The sequence below is a fragment of the Rhodanobacter sp. Root627 genome (assembly GCF_001427835.1).
Classification (GTDB): Bacteria; Pseudomonadota; Gammaproteobacteria; order Xanthomonadales; family Rhodanobacteraceae; genus Rhodanobacter; species Rhodanobacter ginsenosidimutans.
Map to the genome: position 1 here is coordinate 356,397 of NZ_LMGW01000003.1, position 24,334 is coordinate 380,730.

The 24,334-nt window shown below is 67.5% G+C and carries 17 protein-coding genes; 10 read left to right on the plus strand and 7 right to left on the minus strand.

Annotated features, from left to right (window positions below):
- Nucleotides 1-12 precede the first annotated feature (12 nt).
- The 3 genes from ASD68_RS14420 to ASD68_RS14430 all read left to right on the plus strand — a co-directional run bounded on the left by ASD68_RS14420 (nucleotide 13) and on the right by ASD68_RS14430 (nucleotide 4,709).
- Entirely contained in the window at nucleotides 13-1,179 is a 1,167-nt protein-coding gene (locus ASD68_RS14420) for a PQQ-binding-like beta-propeller repeat protein (protein WP_162247421.1), read from the plus strand.
- A 44-nt stretch (nucleotides 1,180-1,223) separates the two neighbouring features.
- Nucleotides 1,224-2,459, plus strand: a complete 1,236-nt coding sequence (locus tag ASD68_RS14425; RefSeq protein ID WP_056085139.1) for a multifunctional CCA addition/repair protein — start codon at nucleotides 1,224-1,226, stop codon at nucleotides 2,457-2,459.
- A gap of 72 nt (nucleotides 2,460-2,531) precedes the next feature.
- The gene (locus ASD68_RS14430; RefSeq protein WP_235578753.1) at nucleotides 2,532-4,709 is read left to right on the plus strand and encodes a sulfatase-like hydrolase/transferase; all 2,178 of its coding nucleotides are present in this window, start codon (nucleotides 2,532-2,534) and stop codon (nucleotides 4,707-4,709) included.
- Nucleotides 4,710-4,736: 27 nt separating this feature from the next.
- On the opposite strand, the gene ASD68_RS14435 is transcribed toward ASD68_RS14430, so the two are convergent.
- The 3 genes from ASD68_RS14435 to ASD68_RS14445 form a co-directional block, all read right to left on the minus strand.
- Nucleotides 4,737-5,147, minus strand: coding sequence for a VanZ family protein (locus ASD68_RS14435; RefSeq protein WP_056608104.1), 411 nt, complete (start codon nucleotides 5,145-5,147; stop codon nucleotides 4,737-4,739).
- 8 nt (nucleotides 5,148-5,155) lie between these two features.
- Entirely contained in the window at nucleotides 5,156-6,349 is a 1,194-nt protein-coding gene (locus ASD68_RS14440; RefSeq protein ID WP_056607979.1) for an SAM-dependent methyltransferase, read from the minus strand.
- Between the two features lie 93 nt (nucleotides 6,350-6,442).
- Nucleotides 6,443-8,578: a TonB-dependent receptor gene (locus tag ASD68_RS14445; protein ID WP_056607981.1), complete on the minus strand. Its 2,136-nt coding sequence runs from the start codon at nucleotides 8,576-8,578 to the stop codon at nucleotides 6,443-6,445.
- A 265-nt stretch (nucleotides 8,579-8,843) separates the two neighbouring features.
- Here ASD68_RS14445 and ASD68_RS14450 point away from each other — a divergent pair, with 265 nt between their 5' ends.
- The gene (locus ASD68_RS14450; protein ID WP_056607982.1) at nucleotides 8,844-9,668 is read left to right on the plus strand and encodes a hypothetical protein; all 825 of its coding nucleotides are present in this window, start codon (nucleotides 8,844-8,846) and stop codon (nucleotides 9,666-9,668) included.
- 77 nt (nucleotides 9,669-9,745) lie between these two features.
- Nucleotides 9,746-10,492: a pteridine reductase gene (locus tag ASD68_RS14455; protein ID WP_056607985.1), complete on the plus strand. Its 747-nt coding sequence runs from the start codon at nucleotides 9,746-9,748 to the stop codon at nucleotides 10,490-10,492.
- Between the two features lie 64 nt (nucleotides 10,493-10,556).
- Here the strand turns inward: ASD68_RS14455 and ASD68_RS14460 are convergent, their stop codons facing one another.
- Entirely contained in the window at nucleotides 10,557-12,455 is a 1,899-nt protein-coding gene (locus ASD68_RS14460) for a M61 family metallopeptidase (RefSeq protein WP_007081384.1), read from the minus strand.
- Nucleotides 12,456-12,738: 283 nt separating this feature from the next.
- Here ASD68_RS14460 and ASD68_RS14465 point away from each other — a divergent pair, with 283 nt between their 5' ends.
- Nucleotides 12,739-13,833, plus strand: coding sequence for a GGDEF domain-containing protein (locus ASD68_RS14465; protein ID WP_056608107.1), 1,095 nt, complete (start codon nucleotides 12,739-12,741; stop codon nucleotides 13,831-13,833).
- Between the two features lie 40 nt (nucleotides 13,834-13,873).
- Here the strand turns inward: ASD68_RS14465 and ASD68_RS14470 are convergent, their stop codons facing one another.
- The 3 genes from ASD68_RS14470 to ASD68_RS14480 form a co-directional block, all read right to left on the minus strand.
- Nucleotides 13,874-15,361 (minus strand): amino acid permease, encoded by a 1,488-nt coding sequence (locus ASD68_RS14470; RefSeq protein WP_056607987.1) that lies wholly within the window; start codon nucleotides 15,359-15,361, stop codon nucleotides 13,874-13,876.
- Nucleotides 15,362-15,428: 67 nt separating this feature from the next.
- Nucleotides 15,429-16,472, minus strand: coding sequence for a glycerophosphodiester phosphodiesterase (locus ASD68_RS14475; protein ID WP_235578754.1), 1,044 nt, complete (start codon nucleotides 16,470-16,472; stop codon nucleotides 15,429-15,431).
- On the minus strand, nucleotides 16,469-18,217 hold the full coding sequence (locus ASD68_RS14480; RefSeq protein WP_056607989.1) for an alkaline phosphatase: 1,749 nt from the start codon (nucleotides 18,215-18,217) through the stop codon (nucleotides 16,469-16,471). Before ASD68_RS14480 ends, ASD68_RS14475 begins: the two co-directional genes overlap by 4 nt.
- Nucleotides 18,218-18,379: 162 nt before the next feature.
- Between ASD68_RS14480 and ASD68_RS14485 the strand changes: the two genes are divergently transcribed.
- The 4 genes from ASD68_RS14485 to thrC all read left to right on the plus strand — a co-directional run bounded on the left by ASD68_RS14485 (nucleotide 18,380) and on the right by thrC (nucleotide 24,223).
- A complete protein-coding gene (locus ASD68_RS14485; protein WP_056607992.1) occupies nucleotides 18,380-20,365 on the plus strand; it encodes a bifunctional 2',3'-cyclic-nucleotide 2'-phosphodiesterase/3'-nucleotidase in 1,986 nt (661 codons plus the stop codon).
- Nucleotides 20,366-20,757: 392 nt separating this feature from the next.
- A complete protein-coding gene (locus ASD68_RS14490) occupies nucleotides 20,758-21,927 on the plus strand; it encodes a homoserine dehydrogenase (protein ID WP_056607994.1) in 1,170 nt (389 codons plus the stop codon).
- A complete protein-coding gene (locus tag ASD68_RS14495; protein ID WP_056607996.1) occupies nucleotides 21,924-22,904 on the plus strand; it encodes a homoserine kinase in 981 nt (326 codons plus the stop codon). The genes ASD68_RS14490 and ASD68_RS14495 overlap by 4 nt, the downstream gene beginning before the upstream one ends.
- A complete protein-coding gene (gene thrC, locus ASD68_RS14500; protein ID WP_082546087.1) occupies nucleotides 22,901-24,223 on the plus strand; it encodes a threonine synthase in 1,323 nt (440 codons plus the stop codon). Before ASD68_RS14495 ends, thrC begins: the two co-directional genes overlap by 4 nt.
- Nucleotides 24,224-24,334: the final 111 nt, after the last annotated feature.

A 24,334-nucleotide genomic window follows, 5' to 3' on the forward strand; every position in this document is an offset into this window, starting at 1 on the left:
TCGAGCTCCTGGATGCGAATGCTGGTGCTGGCCACTGTGGCGTGGGGCGGCGTGCTGTGCACGTCGGCGGCGCGGGCGGGCATGTTCGGCTGCACCCCCGAGCGCAGTGGCGTGTGCGCCACCAGTGGCTGGCGCGATGCGCTGCTGAATGCCGACGCGCCCGAGCTCATCGCGCCGGCGTGGAAGTTCCATACCGGTCGATTGAACCGCTCCAGCCCAGTGGTGGCACACGACACCGTCTACGTCGGCAGCCACGACGGCAACCTGTACGCGCTGGGCGCGGTCGACGGCAAGAAGAAGTGGACGTTCCACACCGACGGCGAACTGACCTCCTCGCCGGCCACCGATGCCACCTCGGTCTACGTCGCCGCCGGCGACGGCACCATCCACGCCGTCGACGCTGCCAGCGGCAAATCGCGCTGGACGTTCCGCACCGGCAAGCCGTTGCCGCCGCCGTACATGGGCTGGGATTTCTACCAGTCCTCGCCCGTCGTGGCCGACGGCGTGGTGTACGTGGGCAGCGCCGATGGCCGCGTGTACGCGCTCGCCGCGGCTGACGGCAAGCCGTTGTGGTCGTTCCAGACCCAGGCCCGCGTGCGCGCTACGCCGGCGGTGGCCGATGGCGTGGTCTACGCCGGCAGCATGGATGGCAAGCTCTACGCGCTGGACGCCCGCAATGGCAAACCGCGCTGGACGTTCAAGACCGCGGGCAATGCCCAGTTCCCGCTGGGCGAACTGCAATCGTCACCCGCAGTGGCCGGCGGCACGGTGTATTTCGGCAGTCGCGATGGCTTTCTCTACGCGCTGGATACCCGCACCGGCACCAAGCGCTGGGCGTTCGACAACCAGGGCTCATGGGTGATCTCCAGCCCCGCGGTGGCCGACGGCGCGGTCTACGTCGGCACCTCCGATGCGCATACCGTGCTGGCGATCGATGCGGCCAGCGGCGAGCAGCAATGGTCGTTCGATGCCCGCGGGCGCGTGTTTTCCTCGCCGGTGGTGGTCGGCAAGGCTGTGTACGTGGGCTTATGCGATGGCGAGCTGGTGGCGCTGGACCGACCCACCGGCAAACTGCTGGGCTACGTGTCCACCGAAGGCACGGTCTACTCGTCGCCCGCGGTGCACGACGGCAGCGTGTATTTCGGTAGCGACGACGGCTTCATCTACGCCGCCCGCTGAACACCATGACGATGCGCATGCGCGGCGCGTGGCAAGATCGCGGCATGCGTATCTATCTTGTCGGCGGCGCCGTCCGCGATGCCCTGCTGGACCGACCGGTGGTGGACCATGACCACGTGGTGGTCGGGGCCACGCCGGACGACCTGCTGGCGCTGGGTTACCGGCCAGTGGGCAAGGACTTTCCCGTATTCCTGCACCCGGACACGGGCGAGGAATACGCGCTGGCGCGCACCGAGCGCAAGACCGGCCGCGGCTATCACGGCTTCGTGTTCCAGGCCGACGCCACGGTGACGCTGGAGCAGGATCTGGCGCGCCGCGACCTCACCATCAACGCGATCGCGCGCGACGAACACGGCGCATTGACCGACCCGTTCGATGGCGTGCGCGATATCGAGGCGCGGGTGCTGCGCCACGTGTCGCCGGCGTTCGTGGAAGACCCGGTGCGGGTGCTGCGGGTGGCCCGTTTCGCCGCCCGCTTCGCGCCGCTGGGTTTCACCGTGGCCGCCGAAACCATGGCCCTGATGCAGCAGATGGTGCGTGATGGCGAGGTCGATCACCTGGTGCCGGAGCGCGTGTGGGCGGAAACGCGCAAGGCGCTGACCGAGCCGCGACCTTCGGCCTTCCTGCGCGTGCTGCGCGAAGCCGGTGCGCTGCGCGTGCTGTTTCCCGAGGTGGATGCGCTGTATGGCGTGCCGCAGCGCGCCGAGTTCCACCCGGAAATCGACACCGGCGTGCACGTGGAAATGGTGCTGGATGCCGCCGCGAAACTGGCGCCGCGCAACGACCTGGTCGGCTTCTGCGCGCTCACCCACGACCTGGGCAAGGCGTTGACGCCGGCCGATGCGCTGCCCCGCCACATCGGCCACGAACAACGCGGGTTGGCCCCGCTGCGCCAGCTGGCGGCGCGATTGAAGGTGCCCACCGAACATGCGGCGCTGGCCGAGGCGGTGTGCCGCGAGCATCTGAATGCGCATCGCGCGTTCGAACTGAAACCGGCCACCGTGGCCAAGCTGCTGTCCTCGCTGGATGCCTTGCGGCGCCCGGCGCGACTGGACGCTTTCCTGGCCGCCTGCATGGCCGACAAGCGCGGCCGCCTCGGTCATCAGGACGATGCTTACCCGCAAGCGGATTACCTGCGCGAGGCCTGCGCCGCGGCCGCCGCCGTCAATGCTTCCGCGTTCGTGGCGCAAGGCCTGGCCGGGCCGGCCATCGGCGCGGCGATGGAGCGGGCGCGCATCGACGCCATCGCCACGGTGAAAACTAAGCTTCCAGCAAGCTGATCGCGCTATAAAGCCGCAACACTGATCGCCCGCCCGGGACGCCGATCAACCCCACGCTTGCTGGAGCTGCCCGTGTCGCGCACCTACCCGCCCTCTTCAACGTTGCGCCAGCGCTTCCGCCCGCTGCTGTGGCTGGGCATCGTCTTCCTGGCGATCGCGTTCGTCACCCGGGTGGTGTTGCTGGTGATGTCCGGCGCGGAAGTGCCGCACACGCCGGGCAACCTGCTCTACGCCTTCGGCGTCGGGCTGGGCTACGACCTGATCACCTTCATCTACGTGGCCTGGCCGATGGTGCTGTTCCTGTGGCTGGTGCCGACGCGGACCGGACGCATGCACGGGCTGTGGCGCTGGCTGCTGTGCGCCGCCGCGCTGGTGCTGACCTGCGCCCTCTGCCTGGTGGTGCTGCACCTGATGTACCACGCCACCTTGAGGACCACCTGGCCGGCGATCCTGCCGTTCCTGTTCGTGCTGCCACTGACCGCGTTCACCTATACCTCGCGTGCCGGCCAGTGGGTGCTGTACGGCTTCGCGCTGCTGTTGCTGTACGGGCTGCTGTTCGTGGCGGCGTCCGAACTGGTGTTCTGGAACGAGTTCAGCGTGCGCTTCAATTTCATCGCGGTGGACTATCTGGTCTACACCACCGAGGTGATCGGCAATATCCGCGAGTCGTATCCGATCGGCCGCTGGCTGGCCCTGCTGGTGGTCGGCGCGCTGGTGCTGTTCGCGATCAGCCGGCGCGGCCTGCGCGCGCGCGATGACGGCAGCCGCTTCTGGCAGCGCGGCAAGGTGGCGCTGCTGTGGCTGGTGCTGACCATCATCTCGGTCGCCGCTGTGAACGGCGGCATGAAGGACCGCACCGGCAACAACTACGTCAACGAACTCGCCGGCAACGGCATCTACCAGTTCTTCAACGCGTTCCGCAGCAGCCATCTCGACTACGCGAAGTTCTACCGCACCCTGCCGGAGGACGAAGCGTTCCGCCGCGTACGCGAGATGCTGAAGACGCCCGACGCCACCTATGTCAGCGACGACCCGCGCGACCTCACCCGCGCGATCCGCCATGCCGGGCCGGAGCGGCACCTCAACGTGGTGCTGATCAGCGTGGAAAGCCTGTCCGGCGATTACCTGGCCACGTTCGGCAACAAGGAAGGCATCACGCCGTATCTCGACTCGCTGGTCGGCCAGAGCATGTTCTTCGACAACCTCTACGCCAACGGCACGCGCACCGTGCGCGGGCTGGAAGCGTTGTCGCTGTCGGTGCCGCCCACGCCCGGCGACTCGCTGCTGAAGGAAAAGCACAACGAAAACCTGTTCTCGCTGGCGGACATCTTCAACGACCGCGGCTACCAGTCGGACTTCGTCTACGGCGGTTACGGCGAGTTCGACAACATGAACCAGTTCTTCGGCAGCAACGGCTACCGCACGGTCGACCGTCGCGACATCCCGAAGAGCGCCACGATCCACAGCGAAAACGTGTGGGGCGTGGCTGACGAGGATATGTACACGCTGGCGCTGGGCCAGATGGACCAGATCCACGCGGCGGGAAAACCCTTCTTCCTGCACATCATGACCACCTCCAACCACCGCCCGTACACCTTCCCCGAAGGCCGGGTGAAGCAGGCAGAGCACACCCGCGCCGGCGCGGTGGCGTACACCGACTGGTCGATCGGTGATTTCATCAAGCGGGCGCGGGCGAAGCCGTATTTCAACGACACCGTGTTCGTGATCACCGCCGACCACTGCGCCTCCAGCGCGGGCAAGACCAGCGTGCCGGTGAACCGCTACCACATCCCGCTGTGGATCTACGCGCCCGCGCACATCAAGCCGCAGCGGGTCGAACGGCTGACCAGCCAGATCGACATCGCCCCCACGTTGCTGGGCCTGCTCGACTTCAGCTACCGCTCGCGCTTCTTCGGCTACGACGTGTTCCAGCTGGAACCGGGCCGCGAACGCGCCTTCCCGGCCACCTACGAAAAGCTGGGCTATCTGCACAATGACGTGCTCACCGTGCTGGAACCCGGCCGCAAGCTGGAGCAGATGAAACCCGATTACGTCACCGGCGACGGCACCGCCATCACACCGCAGAACGAGGAGCAGATCGCCCAGACGATCGCCTACTACCAGGTCGCCAGCGACCTGTTCAAACGCGGCAAGCTGGTGCGCCGGCCGGACGACGCCCTACCGGTGCAGCCACTGACACCACCGACCGTCACCGCGCCTGCCGCGGCTGCCAGTAGCGGCAGGCGATGACGCCAGGCGTGTGGGCGCGCTGACCCCTCACCGGGCGCGCCTGCGACCAACAGCCGTTTCGATGCCCGCCAGCACGCGGGCCAGTGGCGTGCGCAGCAACAGCAACCCCACGAACACGCCGACCACATCGGCCAGCACGTCCCAGCTGCTGGCATCGCGTGGCGGGTCCAGCCACTGCGCAAATTCGATGAACAATCCGAACGCGAGACAGCCCAACACGGTCCAAGCGCGTGCGCGATGGCCGCGGTAAACATTGCCCCACCAGCCCATCAGGCAGCAGAACGTGGTGGCATGCAGCAGCTTGTCACCGTAGGTGAACGACAAGGTGATGCCCGGGTCCGGCGATAGCGCCATCCACAGCACGAACAGCATGATCGCCCCACCCAGCGCCACCCAGGACCCATGCCAACGAAGCCGTATGGACGTCTGGACGTCCATCGCCTTGATCAAAGCCGGCCGCCCTGGTCGGCCGCCATCAGCTCGGCCGGCAACGCCAGCACGTCGAGTCCGCGCGCCAGCAGCATCGCCTGGAAACGCTCGCCCATCTGGTCGGGCAGCATCAAGGTCTTGACCTGCTGTGACAGGCGGTAGCGCGCATGTTCGTCGGCGGCCTGCGCCTGCTCGTGCTCGAAGATGGCCTGCAGGCCGGCGCCGATCAGGAACTGCGCCTGCGGCAGGTAGGCGGCCACGGAGAAGCCGGCGCTGTTGCCGGCCTCGGCCAGTGCGGTGAAATCGACCGAGGCGGTGAGGTCGTTCAGGCCCGGCAGGTACAGCGGATCGTTGTGCGCATGGTGGCGGTAATGCGCCATCAGCGTGCCGTCGTCGCGCTGCGGCAGGTAGAACTCACGGCGCACGTAGCCGTAGTCGATGAACAGCATCAGCCCCGCCACCAGCGAACCGGCCACGGCCTGGATCCAGTACGGCAGCTGCGGCAGGATTTCCGAGCGGTAGCCGGCAGCGAACTCGTTGCCGATGTCGCGCTCGACATGGCGCACGGCGCCACCTACCAGTGCATCGGCGGGACGATCGACACGCATCAGGCGGCCCTCGCCATCGAGCGCCACGTACTCCTCGTACACCTCGCCGTCGCGCATCGTGAAGCGGGTGGCCGGCAGCGCGTCGATCACCTCGTTGGCGAACAGCACGCCGCGCCAATCCTGCTCGGGCGGACGATCCAGCCAGCGCACGCGGGCGTTGAGCTCGGCCGGCAAGCTGGCGGCCAGGCGTTCGCGCTGGCGCTCGCGCAGGTCGGCGCTGGGCTCAAGAATCAGGTAATGACGCGGCAGCGTGCCGCTGTCCGCGAAGGCCAGCAGGGCCGCTTCGGCAAACGCACCGCTGCCGCCGCCCAGCTCGAGGAAATCCGCCTCGTCACCCAGCGACGCCAGCGTGGGCTGCAACGCGTGGATCACGCAGCGCGCAAACAACGGCCCCAGCTCGGGCGCGGTGACGAAGTCGCCGGCGGCGCCGAACTTGGTGCGGCCGGCACTGTAATAACCCAGCCCCGGCGCGTACAGGCAGCGCTCCATGTATTGCGAAAACGGCAGCGGCCCGTGCGAGGCGATCATCTCGCGCAGCAGCTGCAGCAGATGGTCGGAATGCGCGCGCTCGTCGGCGCTGGGTTCGGGGAGTCGGGAAGGCATCGGCTTTGACGGGTGGTGATAGCGCCGCAAGCATAGTGGATACGGCCCACCGCTCCTGCCATTCCCTCTTCCCCATTCCCTGTTCCCGGCTCCTCAAAAATCCTTCTGCACGCTGAGGTAGACGCCACGGCGCGGGGCGAACTGCGGGGCGCCGACACCGATGCCACTGCCATCGCGCAGCGCGTAACTGCGGTCGAGCGCGTTGAGCAGTGCCAGTTGCGTGTGCAACTTGCCGCTGTCACCCAGCATGAAGTCATGCGCGACGTTGAGGTTCAGCTGGAAATACGCCGGCAGCGAGGCACCGTTGGGCACGTCGCCGTCCTTGCGCAGGCCGCTGCCGAACAGGTAGTCGGCGCCGACCTTGGTGCGATCGTTCAACGCGTAGTGGATGCCGCCGGACGAGGTCAGCCTCTGGTCGTGATCCAGCAGGGTCCAGTGGTTGTCGATGTAGGCGAGGTCAGCCGGATCGAAGTTGTACTGGCTGGTGATGATGCGCTTGCCGATAGCCTTGCCCAGCGAGGCGTTGAAGTACGCCGACAGCGGCCCCTGCGCGTAATTGGTGGTGAATTCCACGCCCTTCACGCGGCCGTCGGCCAGGTTGAAGGTGGAATAGACCAGCGCCGAGCCAAACTGTCCTTCATCCTGCAGCCGCTGCACCTTGCGGTAGTACGCGTCCACACCAATGGTCCAGGCCGTGCCGATGGTCTGCTGGATGCCGGCATCGAAGTAGTCCGAACGCTCGGCCAGCGGGGTGTTGTTGCCGCTGTCGGCCACCGCGTTGGTGGTGCCATCGAACTTGGCGATGTTGCTGCTGGCGATCATCTCGGTGGCCGGCGGCGTGAAGTAGCGCGCGTAGCCGGCATGTACCACGGTGCTGTCGCTGGCCTGCCATACCAGGCCCAGGCGCGGGCTCAACTGGCTCTCGGTGCGGGTCAGCTGGTACTGGTCGCCGCGCAGGCCGTAGTTCAGCGTCCAGTCTTCGCCGAGGCTCCATTCGTCCTGCACGTAGGCGGACCAGGTTTTGGCAATGAGGCGGCTGTTGTCGAGGATGTTGAGCGGCGTGGTGCTGGCCTGGTTGCCGTCGGCATCGGCGGGAAACACCCACGCATCGTTGCCGCTGGCGGCGCGCTCGAAGCTGCCGTAAAGGCCGTAGCGCAAGGTGTGGCTGCTGCCCATCGGCATCGCGAAATCCGCCTGCAGCGTGCTGGCGCGATTGCTGCGGCCGACGTCGGAGGCGACGCCGTTGAACATCAGTTCGCCGATCCGGTCCGGACTGTAGGCCACGCTGGTGTAGCGCTGGCCCAGTGACACCTGATAGTTCGTCGCGCCCACCTTGCCTTGCAGGGCCAGTACGCCGAAACGGGTGTTTTCGCGCTGACGCTCGTTCAGATCGGCCGAATTGAAATCCACCGTATCGAGGTAGCCGAACTCGGGTTGCTGGTTCGGGTTGTTGGGGATTTCGAAGCGGTTGTTGCTGACGCCGAACAGGAAGCTGAGGCGGGTGGTGTCGTTGATCAGGTAGCTGATGTCGCCAAAGCCGCGGGCCTGGTTGGTGTGGTCGTGGACGGGCTTGCGGCTGGCGGTGGGGTTTTCGATGCCGGCGTCGTTTTCCATGTAGTTGCCGGTGAAAAACCAGCTCCAGCGATCGGCGTTGCCCCAGATCGAGGCGTTCGGATTGAGCGTGCCGAACGAGCCGCCGGTGATGCCCACGCTGCCGCCGTTGCCAAGGTCATGGCCGCTGCGGGTGGTGATGTCGACCACGGCCGCCGTGCGCAGGCCGTACTGTGCCGGCAGCGCCCCGTCGAGCAGCTTCACGGTCTGGATCGTGCGCGTGTCCAGGGTCTGGCCGAAGCCGGAGATCGACTCGGGGATGATCACACCGTTGATGCGGTATTGCAGGTTGGCGTGATCGCCGCGCACATGCAGGCCGCCGTAGGAATCCTGCACCACGCCGGGCGCCTGCAGCAGCACCTGGTTCATCGGCGTGGAGGCGCCCAGCGGCAGTTGCGCGATGGCCTTGTGGTCGATCACGTACTGGCTGCTGCCGGTGTCGGGCGACAGCGCGTTGCGCGCCTGGTCCAGCGCTGCCGACACGTCGATGACGCTGAGATTCTGCGCATTGCTCTCCTGGGGCAGCGCGGTTGCCACTGGCGCATCGGCCGCAAGGGCGCGGGCGGACGGCACGGCCAGCGCGACGGCAAGGCTCGCGGCGAGCAGGGAAGGTTTCATCAGGGATTCCAGTGGGGCGGGGAGATTTATTGTTATGTTATAACATATCTATTCAATCGCAAGCGCCCCCTGCCGCAAGTCACGGGCCACCGGGAAGCCCTGCTTTTTGTAGGAGCGACTTCAGTCGCGATGCTTCTGGTTCAGCCAACGAAAGGCATCGCGATGAAGTCGCTCCTGCGAGCCCGTGGCGCCACCCGCGCTTCACGTCGCGTGCCTACACTGGCGAGTGAGTGCGTCCACACCGGCACGCCGCCACGGAGTCCGCATGCCAAGTCGCAGCGAAAACGTTCCCGCCACCCTCATGCCCACCGACCACGGCCGCATCGCGCAGGCCGTGCTGGACTTCGTCAGCCAGGTACCGGCGAGCCGCATCGGCCACAGCACCGACCCGGATAGCGAGGCGCGCAAGCTCGCCACCCGCGCGGCCCAGCGCGCGGCGCTGGCGGCCGGTTCACTGGCCTTGCCGCCCGGCCCGCTGGGCTGGCTGACCTTGCTGCCGGAGCTGGTGGCGATCTGGAAGATCCAGGGCCAGATGGTCAGCGACATCGCCGCCGCCTACGGCCGGCACGCCACGCTGGGGCGCGAGCAGATGTTGTGGTGCCTGTTCCGGCATACCGCGGCGCAGGCGTTCCGCGACCTGGTGGTGCGCATGGGCGACCGGCTGGTGTTCCGCCGCATGTCGCACAGCGTGGCGCAGCGGGTGGCGCGCCAGGTGGGCGTCAAGATCACCCAGCGCACCTTGAACAAGGGCCTCTCGCGCTGGCTGCCGGTGATCGGTGCACTGGGCGTGGGCGCGTATGCGTACTACGACACGGGACAAGTGGCGCAAACGGCGATCGAGATGTTCGAGAGCGAGATCGCCGTCGAAGATGAGGCTGATGACGGTGATGGCGCCGCGCCGGCCAAGCCGAAAGCGAAACCGTCGCGCAGCAGCGGGGAGAAGTCCGTCGTCGGCGCCGCACGCAAAGTGGCGGGCACCGCGCGCAAGGCGGCCAAAACAGCGCGCAACGTCGTGGGCAGCGCAAGCAAGGCGGCCGGCGCGGCGCACAAGAGGGTCAGCCGGAAACCGAGCAAGCCCACGCCGGAATGAGCGTGGCCGCAGCGTGGCGGTGACGCCCGGCCGGGCTTTGCGGCAAGCTGTCGGTCGAATCGCCGTGGAACCGATGCATGAAGTCACCCACTGAACGTCCCGTCGTCCTGATCACCGGCGCCGCCCGCCGCGTGGGTGCGGTGATCGCGCACACGCTGCATGCGGCCGGCTACGACGTGGCGCTGCACTATCGCCACTCCGCCGCCGAGGCCACCGCGCTGGCCGACACGCTGGAACGGCAACGCGCAGGCAGCACCTTGCTGTTGCAGGGCGAGCTCGCCGATACCGCCGCGCTGCCCGCGCTGGTCGAGTCGTTGCTGGCGCATTACGGCCGGCTCGATGCGCTGGTCAACAACGCTTCCGCTTTCTACCCCACCCCCGTGGGCGAGGCCACGCCGACGCAATGGAACGAGCTGTTTGCCTCCAACGCGCAGGCGCCGTTCTTCCTCAGCCAGGCGGCCATGCCGGCGCTGCGCGAGGCGCGCGGCGGCATCGTGAATCTGCTGGACATCTATGCCGAGCGGCCGCTGGCGAACCACCCCTTGTACTGCATGGCCAAGGCCGCGCTGGCGGCGATGACGCGTTCGCTGGCACTGGATCTGGCGCCCCTGGTACGCGTCAACGGCGTGGCACCCGGCGCCGTCATGTGGCCGAGCGACGGCAAGCCTTATGACGATCAACAGGCCATGCTGGCACGCACGCCCTTGCAGCGCGCCGGCACGCCCGAAGACGTGGCCAGCGCGGTGCTGTGGCTGTTGCGCGATGCGCCGTTCGTGACCGGGCAGGTGCTGCGCGTGGATGGCGGACGCACGCTGTCGGTGTAACAACCGCAGCGCGGGAGGCCTCAGCTTTCCCTTCCCCCGTTTACGGGGGAAGGAAAGGCATGAGTCAGCGTGCCTTGAGCAGCTTGCCCAGCGTGTCCGGCTTGCTGTCGTCGCGCACCAGGTGCGGGTATTTCAGGCCGCCGTGGTAGTCGATGCGCACGGTCTTGTACTCGTCGAAGTTCTTCACCAGCAATTCCACCGGCTGGCTCTTGTCCTTCGCCGCGGCGGTGATCGCGTCCTTCAGTGCATCGGCGTCGTACTCATGGTTGTTGACCGCCACCACGGTCATGCCGGGGGAAATGCCGGCCTTGAACGCGGGGCTGTCCCACAGCACGTCGCCGATGGCGCCGCTCTTGCCGATCGACAAGCCGATCGAATAGGTGAGATCGGCGGAATGCCGGCGTGCCTCGATGGCCTTCACCATGTCGGACGGCTTGTCGTCGTAGACCAGCTTCCAGCCGTGCCCCTCGACGCCGCCGATCAGCGGGCCGTGGCCGTCCAGCCGCGTGCGCAGGTAGCTGTTCCAGTCGTACGGCTGGATGTCGTTGAGGGTCTTGACCACATCCTCGAACACGTAGGTGTTGACGCCCCAGTCGCCGTCGTTCATGCCGAAGAAGGCCTTGGCGAAATCGTCGATGGAGTGCTTGCCGCGGCTGAGGTCGCGCAGCTTGGCGTCCACGTCCAGCCAGATCATCTGGCCGCCGGAGTAGTAATCCTCGCTGGCCTGGTAGTTGCGGTACGGCAGCGGCGCGCGCTGGGCGATGATCGGGTCGTTGGTGGTGTCCTGCAGGTTGCGCCAGCTGGCCAGGCCCGGGCGGCCGCGGTCATAGCGCGCGGCCACCTCGGCCAGTGCGTCGCGCGTCTGCGCCTCGCTCCACAGGCCCGAACGCGCGGCCATCACGAAGCCCCAGAACTGGGTCTGGCCTTCGTACACCCACAGCAGCGAATCCTCCATCGGCACGTTGAAGCTGGGCGTGGTGAGGTCGGCGCCGCGGCGGTATTTGCCGTCCCACGAGTGGTTGAATTCGTGCGGCAGCAGGTCGCGGTCCAGTACGTTCTTGTCCCACTCGGTGAAGTAGCCGGTGCCCACGCCGTTCTCGCTGGAACGGTGATGTTCCAGGCCGTTGCCGCTCATCTTGTCGCTCAGCGAGAACAGGAAATCGTAGTGGTTGTAGTGGCGCGCGCCGTACAGCTTGTACATCTGCTGCACCAGGTTGCGGTGCACTTTCAGCTGCTCCGGCGTGATCTCCAGGTACTTCGGCGCATCGGCCACGATGTTGAGGTGCACCGGCACCTTGGCGCCCGGGTCCAGGTCCACGCGCTTGAAGTACTTGCCCGCGTAGATCGGTGAATCGACCAGGTTGTCGTAGCTGATCGGCTTGAAGTGCACGGTGTCGCCGTCGCGCGAGGCCACTTCCAGCGCACTGCCGAACTGCCAGCCGGCGGGGAATTTCACGCTGGTCTGCGCGGTGATGCCCTTGGTGGCGTAGCCGGCCGGGTACAGCGAACTCGCGTTCCACTGCAGGTTCAGCATTTCCGGCGTCATCACCACGCGGCCCTGGTTTTTTTCCTGCGGCGAAAGGAACTGGAACGCCACCTCCACGCTGCTGGCGCCGGCCGGCACATCGACGTGGAACGCGTAGACGTTCAGCGTGTCGCGCTTCCACGGCAGCGTCTTGCCGTTGGCGGTCACTACCAGCCCGGCCAGCTTGTCGATCGGCCCGGTCGGCGAATGGTTGCCCGGCAGCCACTGCGGGTACAGCAGGGTCAGCGGACCGGGCTGCGCCGGGATGACCTCGTGCACGCGGAAGATGCGATGGGCCACGTCGGTGGCATCCACATTGATCTGCACGGTGCCCTCGAACGGCACGTCGCGCGGCGGCGGCACATCGGCGAAGGCCGCGAAGGAACTGATCCCGAGGGCAGCGGCGGCGAGGGCTGAGGTGAGGCAGGTGAGTTTCAAAAGCTTCTCCGGGGAAAGGGATCGTGTCGGGCGCCCGACAGGCAGCGCCGGACTCGCAGCGCAACGATGCCACTCGGCTCGCCTGGAGCGTGCTTGGCGGCAGGCAAAACTGTCATGACAGAGATACGGCCCGCCGATCCTAGACCGGCGCCCCTGCGCTTAACCCATGCCGAAGGTCACGACCCCATCCACTGGCATGACCTTGGCACCGTTCTTGCTGCATCACCCTCAGTGTCTTAGCGAGTTGACCCGTTTCCGCGCCGCCTTCACCCACGAGACCTCCATGGCCGCCTTGTTCGAAAGCCGACGACATGCCGACGACGCCGACCAGCGCCGCGAATACGTTCGCTATCTGGCACGGCAGCGCGGCCCGATGATCCATGCGCTGATGCTGGTAGCCACCCTGGCCTATGCCGTGGCGGCCATCGCCAGCACCTTCATCCGCAGCTCGGCGCTGCCGTTGCCGCTGCGACTGGCACCGCTGCTGCCACTGCTGCTGGTGGCCGTGACGGCCCGCCGCGCAAGCGAGCCACGGCACCTCAGCCTGCTCGCGCTGCTGTGCGTGCTGTTGCTGGAAGGGGGCATCAACCTCAACAGCATCGGCAGCGTCCACGGATCGGGCGTGATGCCGGGGCTGCTGCTGCCGGTGGCGTCATCGGTGATCTGGCTGGCCCGCTGGGATTTCCTCTGCGCCATGGCGCTATGTGCGCTGGGCCCGCTGCCGATGCTTTTGATCGGCGACATCGACCACACGCGGGTGATGCAGTACCTGGTCTACATGTGCATCGCGATCATGCTGTCGACGGTGCTGCGAGCGTTCATGGCGCGTACGCTGTTTGCGCAGTTTCAACTGGAGCAGCAGCTGCGCGAGCGGGCCAATACCGACGACCTCACCGGACTGCTGCTGCGCAACCGCTTCCTTGAACTGGCCCGACGGACGCTGCGCGAGCTTCACCAGCAACAGCGGCCGGCCTGCCTGCTCTATCTGGATGCCGACCACTTCAAGCTGCTCAATGACAACCACGGTCATGCCGCCGGCGACGCCGCGCTGGTGGCGCTGTCCCGGGTGTTGCGCGGGCAGGCACGCGGCACGGATCTGCTGGCACGCATCGGCGGCGAAGAGTTTGCCCTGCTGCTGCCCGGCCTCGACCTGGCCCAGGCTTGCAGGCGCGCCGAACTGCTGCGCCAGACCGTACGCCAGGTCGAACGGCCGGACGGCCCGCTGACCATCAGCGTCGGCGTGGCCGCCTGCCACCTGCCGCACGAAAGCATCGAAGCCCTGCTGGCCCGTGCCGACCAGGCGATGCGCGAAGCCAAGCGCGAGGGCCGCGACCGGGTCATCAGCAGTCGGCACCCCGCGGCCGAACAGGTCAATTGACGACGCCCGGCGGCACCTGGTCGCCGGGCGCCCCGTCACATCACGGCTCGCGTTCCAGCCGGCTGTGCCGGATGCCGAAGCCGAAATAGATGACCAGGCCCAGCGCCATCCAGATGATGAAGCGCTCGATGGTGATCCACGGCAGGCCGCCCAGCAGATGGAAGCGGCCGTCGCTGAACCACGGCCAGCCGATGATCAGGAACAGCGAAAACAGCATGCCGGCCGGGGCCACCAGCCACAGCGCGGGAGTGCGGAAGCCGCGCGGAAGATCCGGCTTGCGCACGCGCAACAACAGCACCGAGCCGCAGATGATGATGAACGCCGCCAACGTGCCGATGTTCACCAGCTCGGCCACTTCGCCGATCGGCAACGAGCCGGCCACCAGCGCGGTGAACACACCCAGGATGATGGTCGGCCGCGCCGGCGTGCCGTACTTCGGATGCACCCTGGCGAACCACTTCGGCAACAGGCCGTCGCGCGCCAGCGCAAACCAGATGCGCGCCGCGCCCAGCATGAAGGCGAACATCACGCTGGTGATGCCGGCCACCGCCGCCACCGAAATGATCCCGCGTACCCAGTGCAGGCCCAGCGCCTTGAATGCCGCATCCACCGGCGCCGGGCCGGCCAGCTGCTGGTACGGCACCATGCCGGTCAACACCAGCGACACCATCACGTACAGCGCCATCGATACCGCCAGCGACAGCAGCACCGCGCGCGGCAGGTCACGCTGCGGATTGGTCGACTCCTCCGCCGCCGTGGTCAGCGTGTCGTAACCGAACACCGCGAAGAACACGATGCTGGACGCCGCCAGCACGCCACCCCAGCCGTACTGGGTCAGCCCTTCGGTGGTGATCGCCGCGGGAATGAACGGGTGCCAGTTGGCGGTGTTGACGTAGAACGCGCCCACGCCGATCACCAGTGCCACGCCGATCACCTTGATGGCCACGATCACGGTGTTCGCACGCGCGCCCCACTCGGTCTTCACCGTCAGCATCCAGGCGATCAGCAGCGTGATCCCCGCAGCGATCACGTTGAATACCTTGCCACTGTCGGGGTTTCTCGGGTCATAGGCGCCCTGCGCCCACACCGGCAAATGCGCGCCGAACAATTGCTCGATCAGCGCCTGCACGTAACCGGACCAGCCGATCGCCACCACACCCACGATCAGCGCGTATTCGATCAAAAGGTCCCAGCCGATGATCCAGGCGAACAACTCGCCCAGCACCGCGTAGCTGTAGGTATAGGCACTGCCGGTAACCGGAATCAGGCCGGAAAACTCGGCATAGGCCAGCGCGGCGCAGGCGCTGCCCAGGCCGGCGATGAGAAAACTCAGCACGACCGCCGGGCCGGCATTGGCGGCGGCCTGCTGGCCGGCGAGAACGAAAATGCCCACGCCGACGATGGCGCCCACGCCGATCGCGGTGAGTTGCCACAAGCCCAGCACGCGACGGAAATCGCCGCGCTGCCCGGCCTCGGCCTGAAGGTGTTCGATTGATTTGTGACGTACCAGTTTGGCGATAAAACCCATAGAGCTTTTCCCCTTGCGACAATGGGTCAGCATAACAAAGGCTTTTTTTGCCGTATTTCACGCGGTTTCAGCGCAACGCCAGCGCCTTGCGCCCCAACGCGGGATCGTCGGTGAAGAAGCCATCGATACCGGTATCGAGATAGGCGCGGATCTCGGCGATGGAGCCGGCCTCGTTGCAGGCCTCCGGCGCTCCGCCATCGTGAAAATCGGCGGCAATGAAGATGTTTTCCGGGCGAAACGTGTACGGCTGCACCTGCAGCCCCGCTTCGTGCGCGTCGCGCACCAGCGTGGTCGGATGCGCCAGCCGGCCATCGGCGCCGAGCGGAATGATCATGCGCGTGGGCGGCGCGATCGCCTCGGCATACGTGGCGATCCGGTGCAGGCCGGCCGGCGTGAGCATCTGCGCATAGGTCAGCGTGCCATGCGCGGCCAGCACATCCGCCGGTTGCGGATGATCGTCATCGATCAATTGCAGCAGGCTGATGTTGGCGCGTTCCGGCCCCAACTGACGACGCAGGTACAACAGGTTGCCGATCTCGAAGGACTGCAGCTCCACCGGCGCATGGCGCGTGTAGCGGTGCGCGGCCAGGATGTCCAGCACGCGATCCTCCATCGGCAGGCCGAGCCCGCGCGAATAGCTGCCGTGTTTCAGCTCGGGCATGAGGCCGATGGTTCGCCCCTGCACGTCCGCCTGGGCCGCAAGGAAGTCGATGATTTCCTCCAGCGTGGGAATCGCGAACATGCCGTCGTAGCGCGACCCGCGCAGCGGTGGCAGCCGCTCGCGGGCGCGCAGCCGTTTCAGCTCGGCCAGGGTGAAATCCTCGACGAACCAGCCCTCGACCAGGTCGCCGTCGATGCGCTTGCGCGTGCGGCGGCTGGCGAACGCGCGGTGATCGGCCACGTCGGTGGTGCTGCCGATCTCGTTGCCGTGGCGCGCCACCGGCACGCCGTCGCGCGTCATCACCAGATCGGGTTCGATGAAATCGGCGCCGTCGGCAATCGCCTTGGCGTACGACGCCAGCGTGTGTTCCGGCCGCCACGCGCTGGCGCCGCGATGGGCGATCACCCGCACCTGCGCGGCGATCGGCAACGCCGGTGCCGGCGTTGTCACCGGGTGGCGGCGGGTGCGCCGAGCTGCCGCAGCCAGGCCTGCCGCGTGGGTCGATCCACCGGCACGCCATCGGCATTGCAACTGCCCAGCCGGCACAGCTCGGCGCGGATCCGCGGTGCGTGCTGCACGATGACGTGGAAGATCGCGTTCTGCTCCAGCTCGCCGTGGAACGCCGCCGCGCCGGGGCCGCTGGCGAAGATCGCCACATCCTCGCCGCCATGCGTTTCACCGCCCAGCGGCACCACCGCCTCCTGCAGGTAATCCGGATCGGTGGTGTCGACGTCAGTGAGGTCGGGACGCCCCTTGCTGATCGCCGTGTAATGTTTCGGCTGGTGAGGGAAATGTTTCGATCCCTCGGCCTGCTCGTCGCTGGCGCCGGTGTAGCCGGGGCCGTTGGCGAAGCCCAGCGTGGTGTACGGCAAGCCGGTCGCATCGTGCGCCAGCGCCCCCGTACTTTTCTCGTCGTAGCTGTCGGTGGTGCCGCGCACCTTGCCCAGGATCGGGTTGCCACGGCGCGGGTAACCCGCGAAGGTCAGCGTGTGGCTGTGGTCGGCGGTCACCACAATCAGCGTATTGGCCGGGTCGGTGGCGTCCAGCGCGGCCTGCACCGCGTCGGCCAGGCTGATCGTTTCATCCAGCGCGCGGTACGCGTTGCCCGCATGCAGGGCATGGTCGATGCGACCGCCCTCGACCATCAGGAAAAAGCCGTTCGGGTTCTGCTTGAGCACGGTGATCGCGCTGCGCGTCATCTGCGCCAGGCTGGGCTCGCCGCCGGGGCCTTTCGAGCGGTCGTGCTCGTACTGCATGTGCGACGGCTCGAACAGGCCCAGCAGGCGCGGCGTGTGCGCCAGGTCCAGCGCATTGAACTGGGCAGTGTTCCAGACGTACTTTCCGTCGGGGTGTTTGGCCGTCCATTCGTCGACGAGATTGCGCCCATCGATGCGTGCGCCCGACTTCTTTGGATACTCCGGATCGGCCACGGCGACGGGCAGGAAATTCCGCCGCCCGCCGCCCATCGCCACGGTGAGTCCACTGGCGGCGGGAAAGTCGATCAACTGCGTCGCGAAATCCCTGCAGCCTTCGGCGCGTGCCGCGGCCGGCATCGCCGCATCCACTTCCCAGTTGCGTTCGGGCAGATGGCCGTACGTGGCCGCGGGCGTGGCGTGCGTGATTCGCGCCGTGGTGACCGCGCCGGTGCTCATGCCCGCCGCGGCCGCCAGTTCCAGCGTGCTCACCAGCTCCTGCCCGCGACTGGCGGCGCAGTCCTGCCGGGCCGGCACCTGCGACACGCCGATGAAGCCGGCGCGCGTCTTCACGCCGCTCATGATCGCGGTCATGGTGCCGGCCGAGTCAGGGGTCTGCTGATCGGTTTCATACGTGCGCGACAATGCGCTGAACGGAAGCTTCTCGAAACTGAGGCGGTAGCTTTCGCCATCGACGCCCTTGCGCTGGCCGGCCATCACGTGGGCGGCCGCGATCGTGGGGATGCTCATGCCGTCGCCCAGGAACACGATGACATTCTTCGCCCGCTGACCATCGGCATGCGCCTGGGCGGAAGCCTGCGCGGCCTGCGCCGCGCCGCTGCGGAACCACCACTGCGGCGTCTCGCCCTGCGGCCGCTGGATGGCCGGTACATCGATCGCGGCATGTGCGGATGTCGTCGACGGCGCGCTGGCGCAGGCGCCCAGCAGCGAGAGCGTGATGCCGAGGGCAAGGTGACCGGCGATGATGGAACGACGATGCATGGCAGTACTCGGTGGAAGGGCGGCGGTGCACGAGCGCGGCATGATAATCGTTGAACATGACAAATCGCGTGATGCTGCCGACCGTGACTGACAGCATTGGCGCCGGCACCGCCGCATGCCTATCCTGCCGCTTTGCGCCCGGACGGCGCACGGACCTCCCCCATGTCGAACCGCGCGCTGCTCCCGCTTGTTTTCGCCACCGCGCTGCTGGCCGGCTGCGCCAGCCAGCCATCGCATCCGGTTTCGGCGCCGGACGGCGCGCGCGCCAGCGTGGCGATCCTGGAGACCACCGACGTCCACGCCAACGTGCTCAGCTACGACTATCACAAGCTGAAGGCGGACGACTCGCTGGGCTACGAGCGTACCGCCACGCTGATCCGGCGCGCCCGCGACGAATTCCCCAACACCTTCCTGTTTGACAGCGGCGACACCATCCAGGGCACCGTGCTGGCCGATTACCAGGCGCTGGTGAAGCCGGTGCGCTGCGACCAGGAGCTGGCGATCTACCGGGCGATGGACGCGGTGGGCTACGACGGCGGCACCGCCGGCAACCATGAATTCAACTACGGACTGGGCTTCCTGTCGCAGGTCACCGGCACGCCGATGAATGTCGATGGCGGCCACGCCGACCGCTGCGCCGGCCCGCACTTTCCGCTGGTGCTGGCCAACGTCTTCAGCGTCCGCGACGGGCAGCCGATCTTCCAGCCGTTGACGGTGGTAACGAAAACCATCGACGCCTACACCGCCGACGGCAGCAAACTCCGCGTGCCGTTGAAAGTGGGCATCATCGGCTTCACCCCGCCGCCGATCATCGACTGGGACAAGCGGAACCTGGCCGGCAAGGTCACGGTCAGCGGCGTGGTCGAGGCGGCGAACAAATACCTGCCGCAACTGCAGGCGCAGCACCCCGACCTGATCGTGGCGATCCTGCACGGCGGCCTCAACACCGCGCCGTACACGCCCGAGATGGAAAACGCCGGCTGGTACCTGGCCGGCGTGCCCGGCATCGATGCGCTGCTGCTGGGCCATTCGCACACCGAATTCCCCGGCCCGCGCTACGCCGGCATGAAAGATGTCGACGCCAAGCGCGGTCTCGTGCGCGGCGTACCCGCGGTGATGGGCGGCTTCTTCGGCAAGGACCTGGGCGTGATCCAGCTGGTGCTGGAGCGCAAGGACGGTCGCTGGGCGGTCAATCGCGACGAGAGCCACAGCGAGGTGCGGCCGATCTGCAAGGCAAAGGATGATTGCGTGCCCGCCGATCCTGCCATCGCACCGCTGGTGCAGAAAGCGCATGAAGCCGCCATCGCCTACATCGACACCCCGATCGGCGAAAGCACGCTGCGCATGAGCAGCTATTTCGCCGATGAGGGCAACCTGACCGCGCTGGCGCCGGTCAATGCGGCGCAGGCCGATTACGTGCGCAGGCAACTGCCGCGGCTGCACCCCGAGCTGGCGAAGGTGCCGGTGCTTTCCGCCGCCGCCGCCTTCCGCACCGGCTTCGGCGGCATCGATGATTACACCGACGTGCCCGCCGGCCCGCTGACCCTGCGCAGCGCCGCCGACCTGTATTTCTATCCCAACACCCTGGCCGCGGTGAAAACCGACGGTGCCGGGGTCAAGGCCTGGCTGGAGAAATCCGCCCAGCGCTTCAACCGCATCGACCCGGCCAAAACCGGCGAGCAGGCGCTGATCAATACCCACTTCACCGGGTACAACTTCGATCAGATCCAGGGCGGCATCCATTATCTGATCGACGTGTCGAAGCCCACGGGCCAACGCATCGTTTCGCTGACCTTCCACGGCAAACCGGTAAACCCGACCCAGCCGTTCATCGTGGTCACCAACAATTACCGCGCCAACGGTGGCGGCCATTTCCCCGGCCTGGACGGCAGCAGCATCGTACTCAGCGTGGCGGACGGTAACCGCGAGATCCTGGCCAGGTGGCTGGAACAACGCGGGACCGTCGGCGCCGCCTCGCTGGAACTGGCGACCTGGCGTTTCGCGCCACTCAGGACGCGCGGCCCCGTGGTGTTCAGCGCACCCGGCGGCAAGCTGCCCGTGGCGCGCGCGGCGGGACTGACGAACATCAGCGTGCTTCGCGACAACGGCGACGGCACCGCGACCTACGCCATCGACCTGGCGCACTGAGCGAGGCGGTACGGCGCGACCGGCGTTCGTTGCGGCGCCGCATTCCATCCGCACGGCGTGTGCAACACGCCGGGAGCGCCGCCGTGCGCGCCGCATAAAGTTACAAATGAATCTGTTGACTGCAGTGCAGCAACGCCCTTATGGTCGACGTCATGTCGCCGTCATCCACGCCAGCACACATGCATCCCACGCCGCCTGGTCGCGGCTCCGTGCCGCCGTCGTTCGACGCCGTGATCATCACCGCCACGATTACCCCGATTACCATTACTGGCTTCGGGTGGGTATCCGTGCGCGCATAGAGTTACAGACGCAAACGGCCCCGCCCTCGATGAAGCGGGCCGGCACACACCGATCACCGCCAGCGAGCACGGGCCTCTTCCGGAGAGGCAATCGTGAACACCTGCGCACCACCACTCGTCGATCAACTGCAGCCCTTGCCGCTGACCGCGACCACGCCCGGCTCGACCGCGCGCCGTCGCGTACTGGCTGTCGGGCTGATCGGCCCCGGTCGGGTCGGCAGTGCCCTGCTGGCGCAGTTGCGCGCCGCCCAACCGCGGCTGGCCCGCGACGCCGGGCTTGACCTGCGACTGTGCGGCGTGGCCGCCAGCAAACGCATGTGGCTCGATTGCGACGACCCGGAACTGCGCGTCGGGCTGGGCAGCGGCGCCGAGCGCGCCCAGATCTGGCGCCCGGGCAACCTCGACGAGTTCGCTGCCCATGTCACCGGCGATGACGGCCGCCACGCCTTGCTGATCGACTGCAGCGCCAACGACGCCGTGGCCGAACGCTATGCCGACTGGCTGGCGGCGGGCATCCACGTCGTCACCCCGAACAAGCTGGCCGGCAGTGGTCCGCTGCAGCGCTGGCATGCGATCCGCGCCGCCTGCGCCAACGGCGGCGCGCGTTTCCGCTACGAAGCCACCGTCTGCGCCGGCCTGCCGATCGTGCAGACCTTGCGCGACCTGCTCGATACCGGCGACGAGCTGCTGGCCATCGACGGCATGTTCTCCGGCACGCTGGCGTGGCTGTGCAACCGCCACGACGGCAACCACCCGTTTTCCACCCTGGTCCGCGAAGCCCACGCGCTGGGCTATACCGAACCGGACCCGCGCAACGACCTGTCCGGCATGGACGTGGCGCGCAAGTTGGTGATCCTGGCCCGTGAGGCGGGCTGGCCGCTGTCGCTGGAAGAGGTCGACGTGCAGAGCCTGGTGCCGCCCGAACTGGCGGCCTTGTCGCCCGAGGCTTTCATGCAGCGCCTGCCCGATCTCGATGCGCCAATGGCCAGCCAGCTGGCTGCCGCCCGCGCCGGCGGTGGCGTGCTGCGTCATGTCGCCAGCCTCGACCGCCACGGCCACGCCAGCGTGAAACTGGCGGTGCTGCCCGCGGCGCACACCTTCGCCCACACCCGCCTGACCGACAACATCGTGCAATTCACCACCCGCCGTTATTGCGACAACCCCTTGGTCGTGCAGGGGCCGGGCGCCGGCCCGGAGGTCACCGCCGCGGGCGTGTTCACCGACCTGCTGCGCATTGCCGAGTCGCTGGGGGTGCGCGCATGAACGCGTCCGTCCTCACCCCCGCACGCAACGAAACCGGCCGCGAAGTCGCCTGCGCGGTGGCCTATGCCAGCGTCGGCAATGTTGCCGTCGGCTTCGACATCCTGGGCCACAGCCTGGCCGGTCCCGGCGATCGCGCCGAGGTACGCCGGATCGAATCACCCGAGGTGCGCATCGCCGACATTCGTGGCTGCGTCACCGCGCTCCCCACCGATCCGCAGAAGAACACCGCCGGCGTGGCCTTGCTTGCATTCCACAAGGCGCTCGGGCTGGACCATGGCCTCGAACTGACCCTGCACAAGGGCATCGCGCTGGGGTCGGGCATGGGCGGTTCGGCCGCTTCCTGCGTGGCCGCGCTGGTGGCCGCCAATGCCTTGTTGCCGCAGCCGCTTTCGCCCGAAGCGCTGTACCCGTTCGCACTGCAAGGCGAGGCCTTGGCCAGCGGCAGCCAGCATGGCGACAACCTTGGCCCGATGCTGCTGGGCGGCCTGGTGCTGGCCACCAAAACCCGGCTGCTGCGCGTGCCGGTGCCGGCAGCGTGGCATTGCGCGCTGGTGCATCCGCACTACGTGCTGGAAACGCGCAAGGCACGCGCCGCGCTGGCGGGCAATTACGCGCTGGGCGAGTTCGTGTCGCAAAGCACGAATCTGGCCCTGCTGCTGGCCGGCTGCTATCGCGGCGAGGCCGCGCTGGTGCGCGAAGGCCTGAAGGATGTGCTGGTCGAACCGCGCCGCGCCGCGCTGGTACCCAATTTCGCCAAGGTGAAGCAGGCCGCGCTCGACCACAACGCGCTGGGCGCCAGCATTTCCGGCGGCGGCCCCAGCGTGTTCGGCTGGTACGAATCGCGCGCCGAAGCCGAGAGCGCAGCGGCCGCAATGCACGCCGCCTTCGCCGAAGCGGGGCTGGACAGCGACGCCCTGGTGTCGCCGGTGAACGGCCCGGCTGCCGCCGTCATTTCCGCCATCGAGGGCAATCCATGAGCCGCATCGAACCCCTGCTCTACACCAGCACCCGCGCACGCAGCCCCTCGGTGGAGATCAGCCAGGCGATCGCCGCGGGGCTGGCACCCGATGGCGGCCTGTACGTGCCCGAGGTACTGCCCAGGATCGACCCGGCCACGTTCGACCCGCGCGGCAGCATGGCCGACACCGCCGCCACGCTGCTGGCGCCGTTCTTTGCCGGCGACCCGCTGGCCGACGAGCTGGCCGCCATCTGCGCGGAGGCGTTCGTGTTCGACGCCCCACTGCGCCCGCTGCCGCAACATCCGCAGAGCCTGATGCTGGAGCTGTTCCACGGACCCACCTCGGCGTTCAAGGATTTCGGCGCCCGCTTCCTGGCGGCATGCCTGCAGCGCTTGCCGCGGGTGAGCGGCCAGCCGTTGACGATCCTGGTGGCCACCTCCGGCGACACCGGCGCCGCGGTGGGCGCGGCCTTCCACCAGCGGCCCGGCGTGCGGGTGGTGATCCTCTACCCCGACGGCAAGGTCTCGCCGCGACAGGCGCACCAGTTGGGCAGCTTCGGCGACAACGTCACCGCGCTGAGGGTCGACGGGCGTTTCGACGATTGCCAGCGGATGGTCAAGGCGGCATTGAACGACGCCGGGTTGCAGGCGCAGGTGCCGATGTCGTCAGCCAACAGCATCAGCCTGGGCCGGTTGCTGCCGCAGATGAGCTATTACGCGTACACCGCGCTGCGCTGGTGGCATGCGCACGGCGAGCCGCTGAACTTCATCGTGCCCACCGGCAACCTGGGCAACGCACTGGCCTGCCTGTGGGTGCGCGAGATGGGTCTGCCGATTGGCGAAGTACGCCTGGCATGCAACGCCAACGCCACGCTGGCGGATTATTTCGGCGGCGCCGAGTACACGCCACGCGACGCGGTGGCGACGCTGGCCAATGCGATGGACGTGGGCGCACCGAGCAATTTCGAGCGGCTGCGCTGGACCTACCCCGATCCGTCGGTGCTGCGCCGCCTGCTGCGCGCCGACTGCGTGGATGACGCCACCATCCGCGAGACCATCGCGCTGCATGCGCGCCAGCATGGCGAGGTGTTCTGCCCGCATACGGCCACGGCGATGCATCTGCTCGACCAGTTGCGCGCCGCGGGCGACAACGGCAGCTGGGCCGTGGTGTCCACGGCCCATGCCGCCAAGTTCGAAAGCGTGGTGGAACCGTTGCTCGGCCATCCGCTGGACGTACCGCCGGCGCTGGCGGCGATGCTCCAGCGCCCGGCAACCGCGCTGCCGTTGGCGGCCACCGACGCGGCGCTGCACGACTGGCTGCTTGCACACACGGCCTGATCCAACCGTACGTCGACGAATGGTTGATTCGCCCATGATTGCCCGCAAAGTACGCCTCGCGCCGATGGACGTCCGGACTTCTGGACGTCCATACACCAGCGTTCGTTTGTC

Bases quoted from the DNA above. Each gene is read 5' to 3' on its own strand.
- ASD68_RS14420 (WP_162247421.1), top strand. From the start codon at position 13: ATGCGAATGCTGGTGCTGGCCACTGTGGCGTGGGGCGGCGTGCTGTGC.
- ASD68_RS14425 (WP_056085139.1), top strand. From the start codon at position 1,224: ATGCGTATCTATCTTGTCGGCGGCGCCGTCCGCGATGCCCTGCTGGAC.
- ASD68_RS14435 (WP_056608104.1), bottom strand. From the start codon at position 5,147: ATGGACGTCCAGACGTCCATACGGCTTCGTTGGCATGGGTCCTGGGTG.
- ASD68_RS14440 (WP_056607979.1), bottom strand. From the start codon at position 6,349: ATGCCTTCCCGACTCCCCGAACCCAGCGCCGACGAGCGCGCGCATTCC.
- ASD68_RS14445 (WP_056607981.1), bottom strand. From the start codon at position 8,578: ATGAAACCTTCCCTGCTCGCCGCGAGCCTTGCCGTCGCGCTGGCCGTG.
- ASD68_RS14450 (WP_056607982.1), top strand. From the start codon at position 8,844: ATGCCAAGTCGCAGCGAAAACGTTCCCGCCACCCTCATGCCCACCGAC.
- ASD68_RS14455 (WP_056607985.1), top strand. From the start codon at position 9,746: ATGAAGTCACCCACTGAACGTCCCGTCGTCCTGATCACCGGCGCCGCC.
- ASD68_RS14465 (WP_056608107.1), top strand. From the start codon at position 12,739: ATGGCCGCCTTGTTCGAAAGCCGACGACATGCCGACGACGCCGACCAG.
- ASD68_RS14470 (WP_056607987.1), bottom strand. From the start codon at position 15,361: ATGGGTTTTATCGCCAAACTGGTACGTCACAAATCAATCGAACACCTT.
- ASD68_RS14480 (WP_056607989.1), bottom strand. From the start codon at position 18,217: ATGCATCGTCGTTCCATCATCGCCGGTCACCTTGCCCTCGGCATCACG.
- ASD68_RS14485 (WP_056607992.1), top strand. From the start codon at position 18,380: ATGTCGAACCGCGCGCTGCTCCCGCTTGTTTTCGCCACCGCGCTGCTG.
- ASD68_RS14495 (WP_056607996.1), top strand. From the start codon at position 21,924: ATGAACGCGTCCGTCCTCACCCCCGCACGCAACGAAACCGGCCGCGAA.
- thrC (WP_082546087.1), top strand. From the start codon at position 22,901: ATGAGCCGCATCGAACCCCTGCTCTACACCAGCACCCGCGCACGCAGC.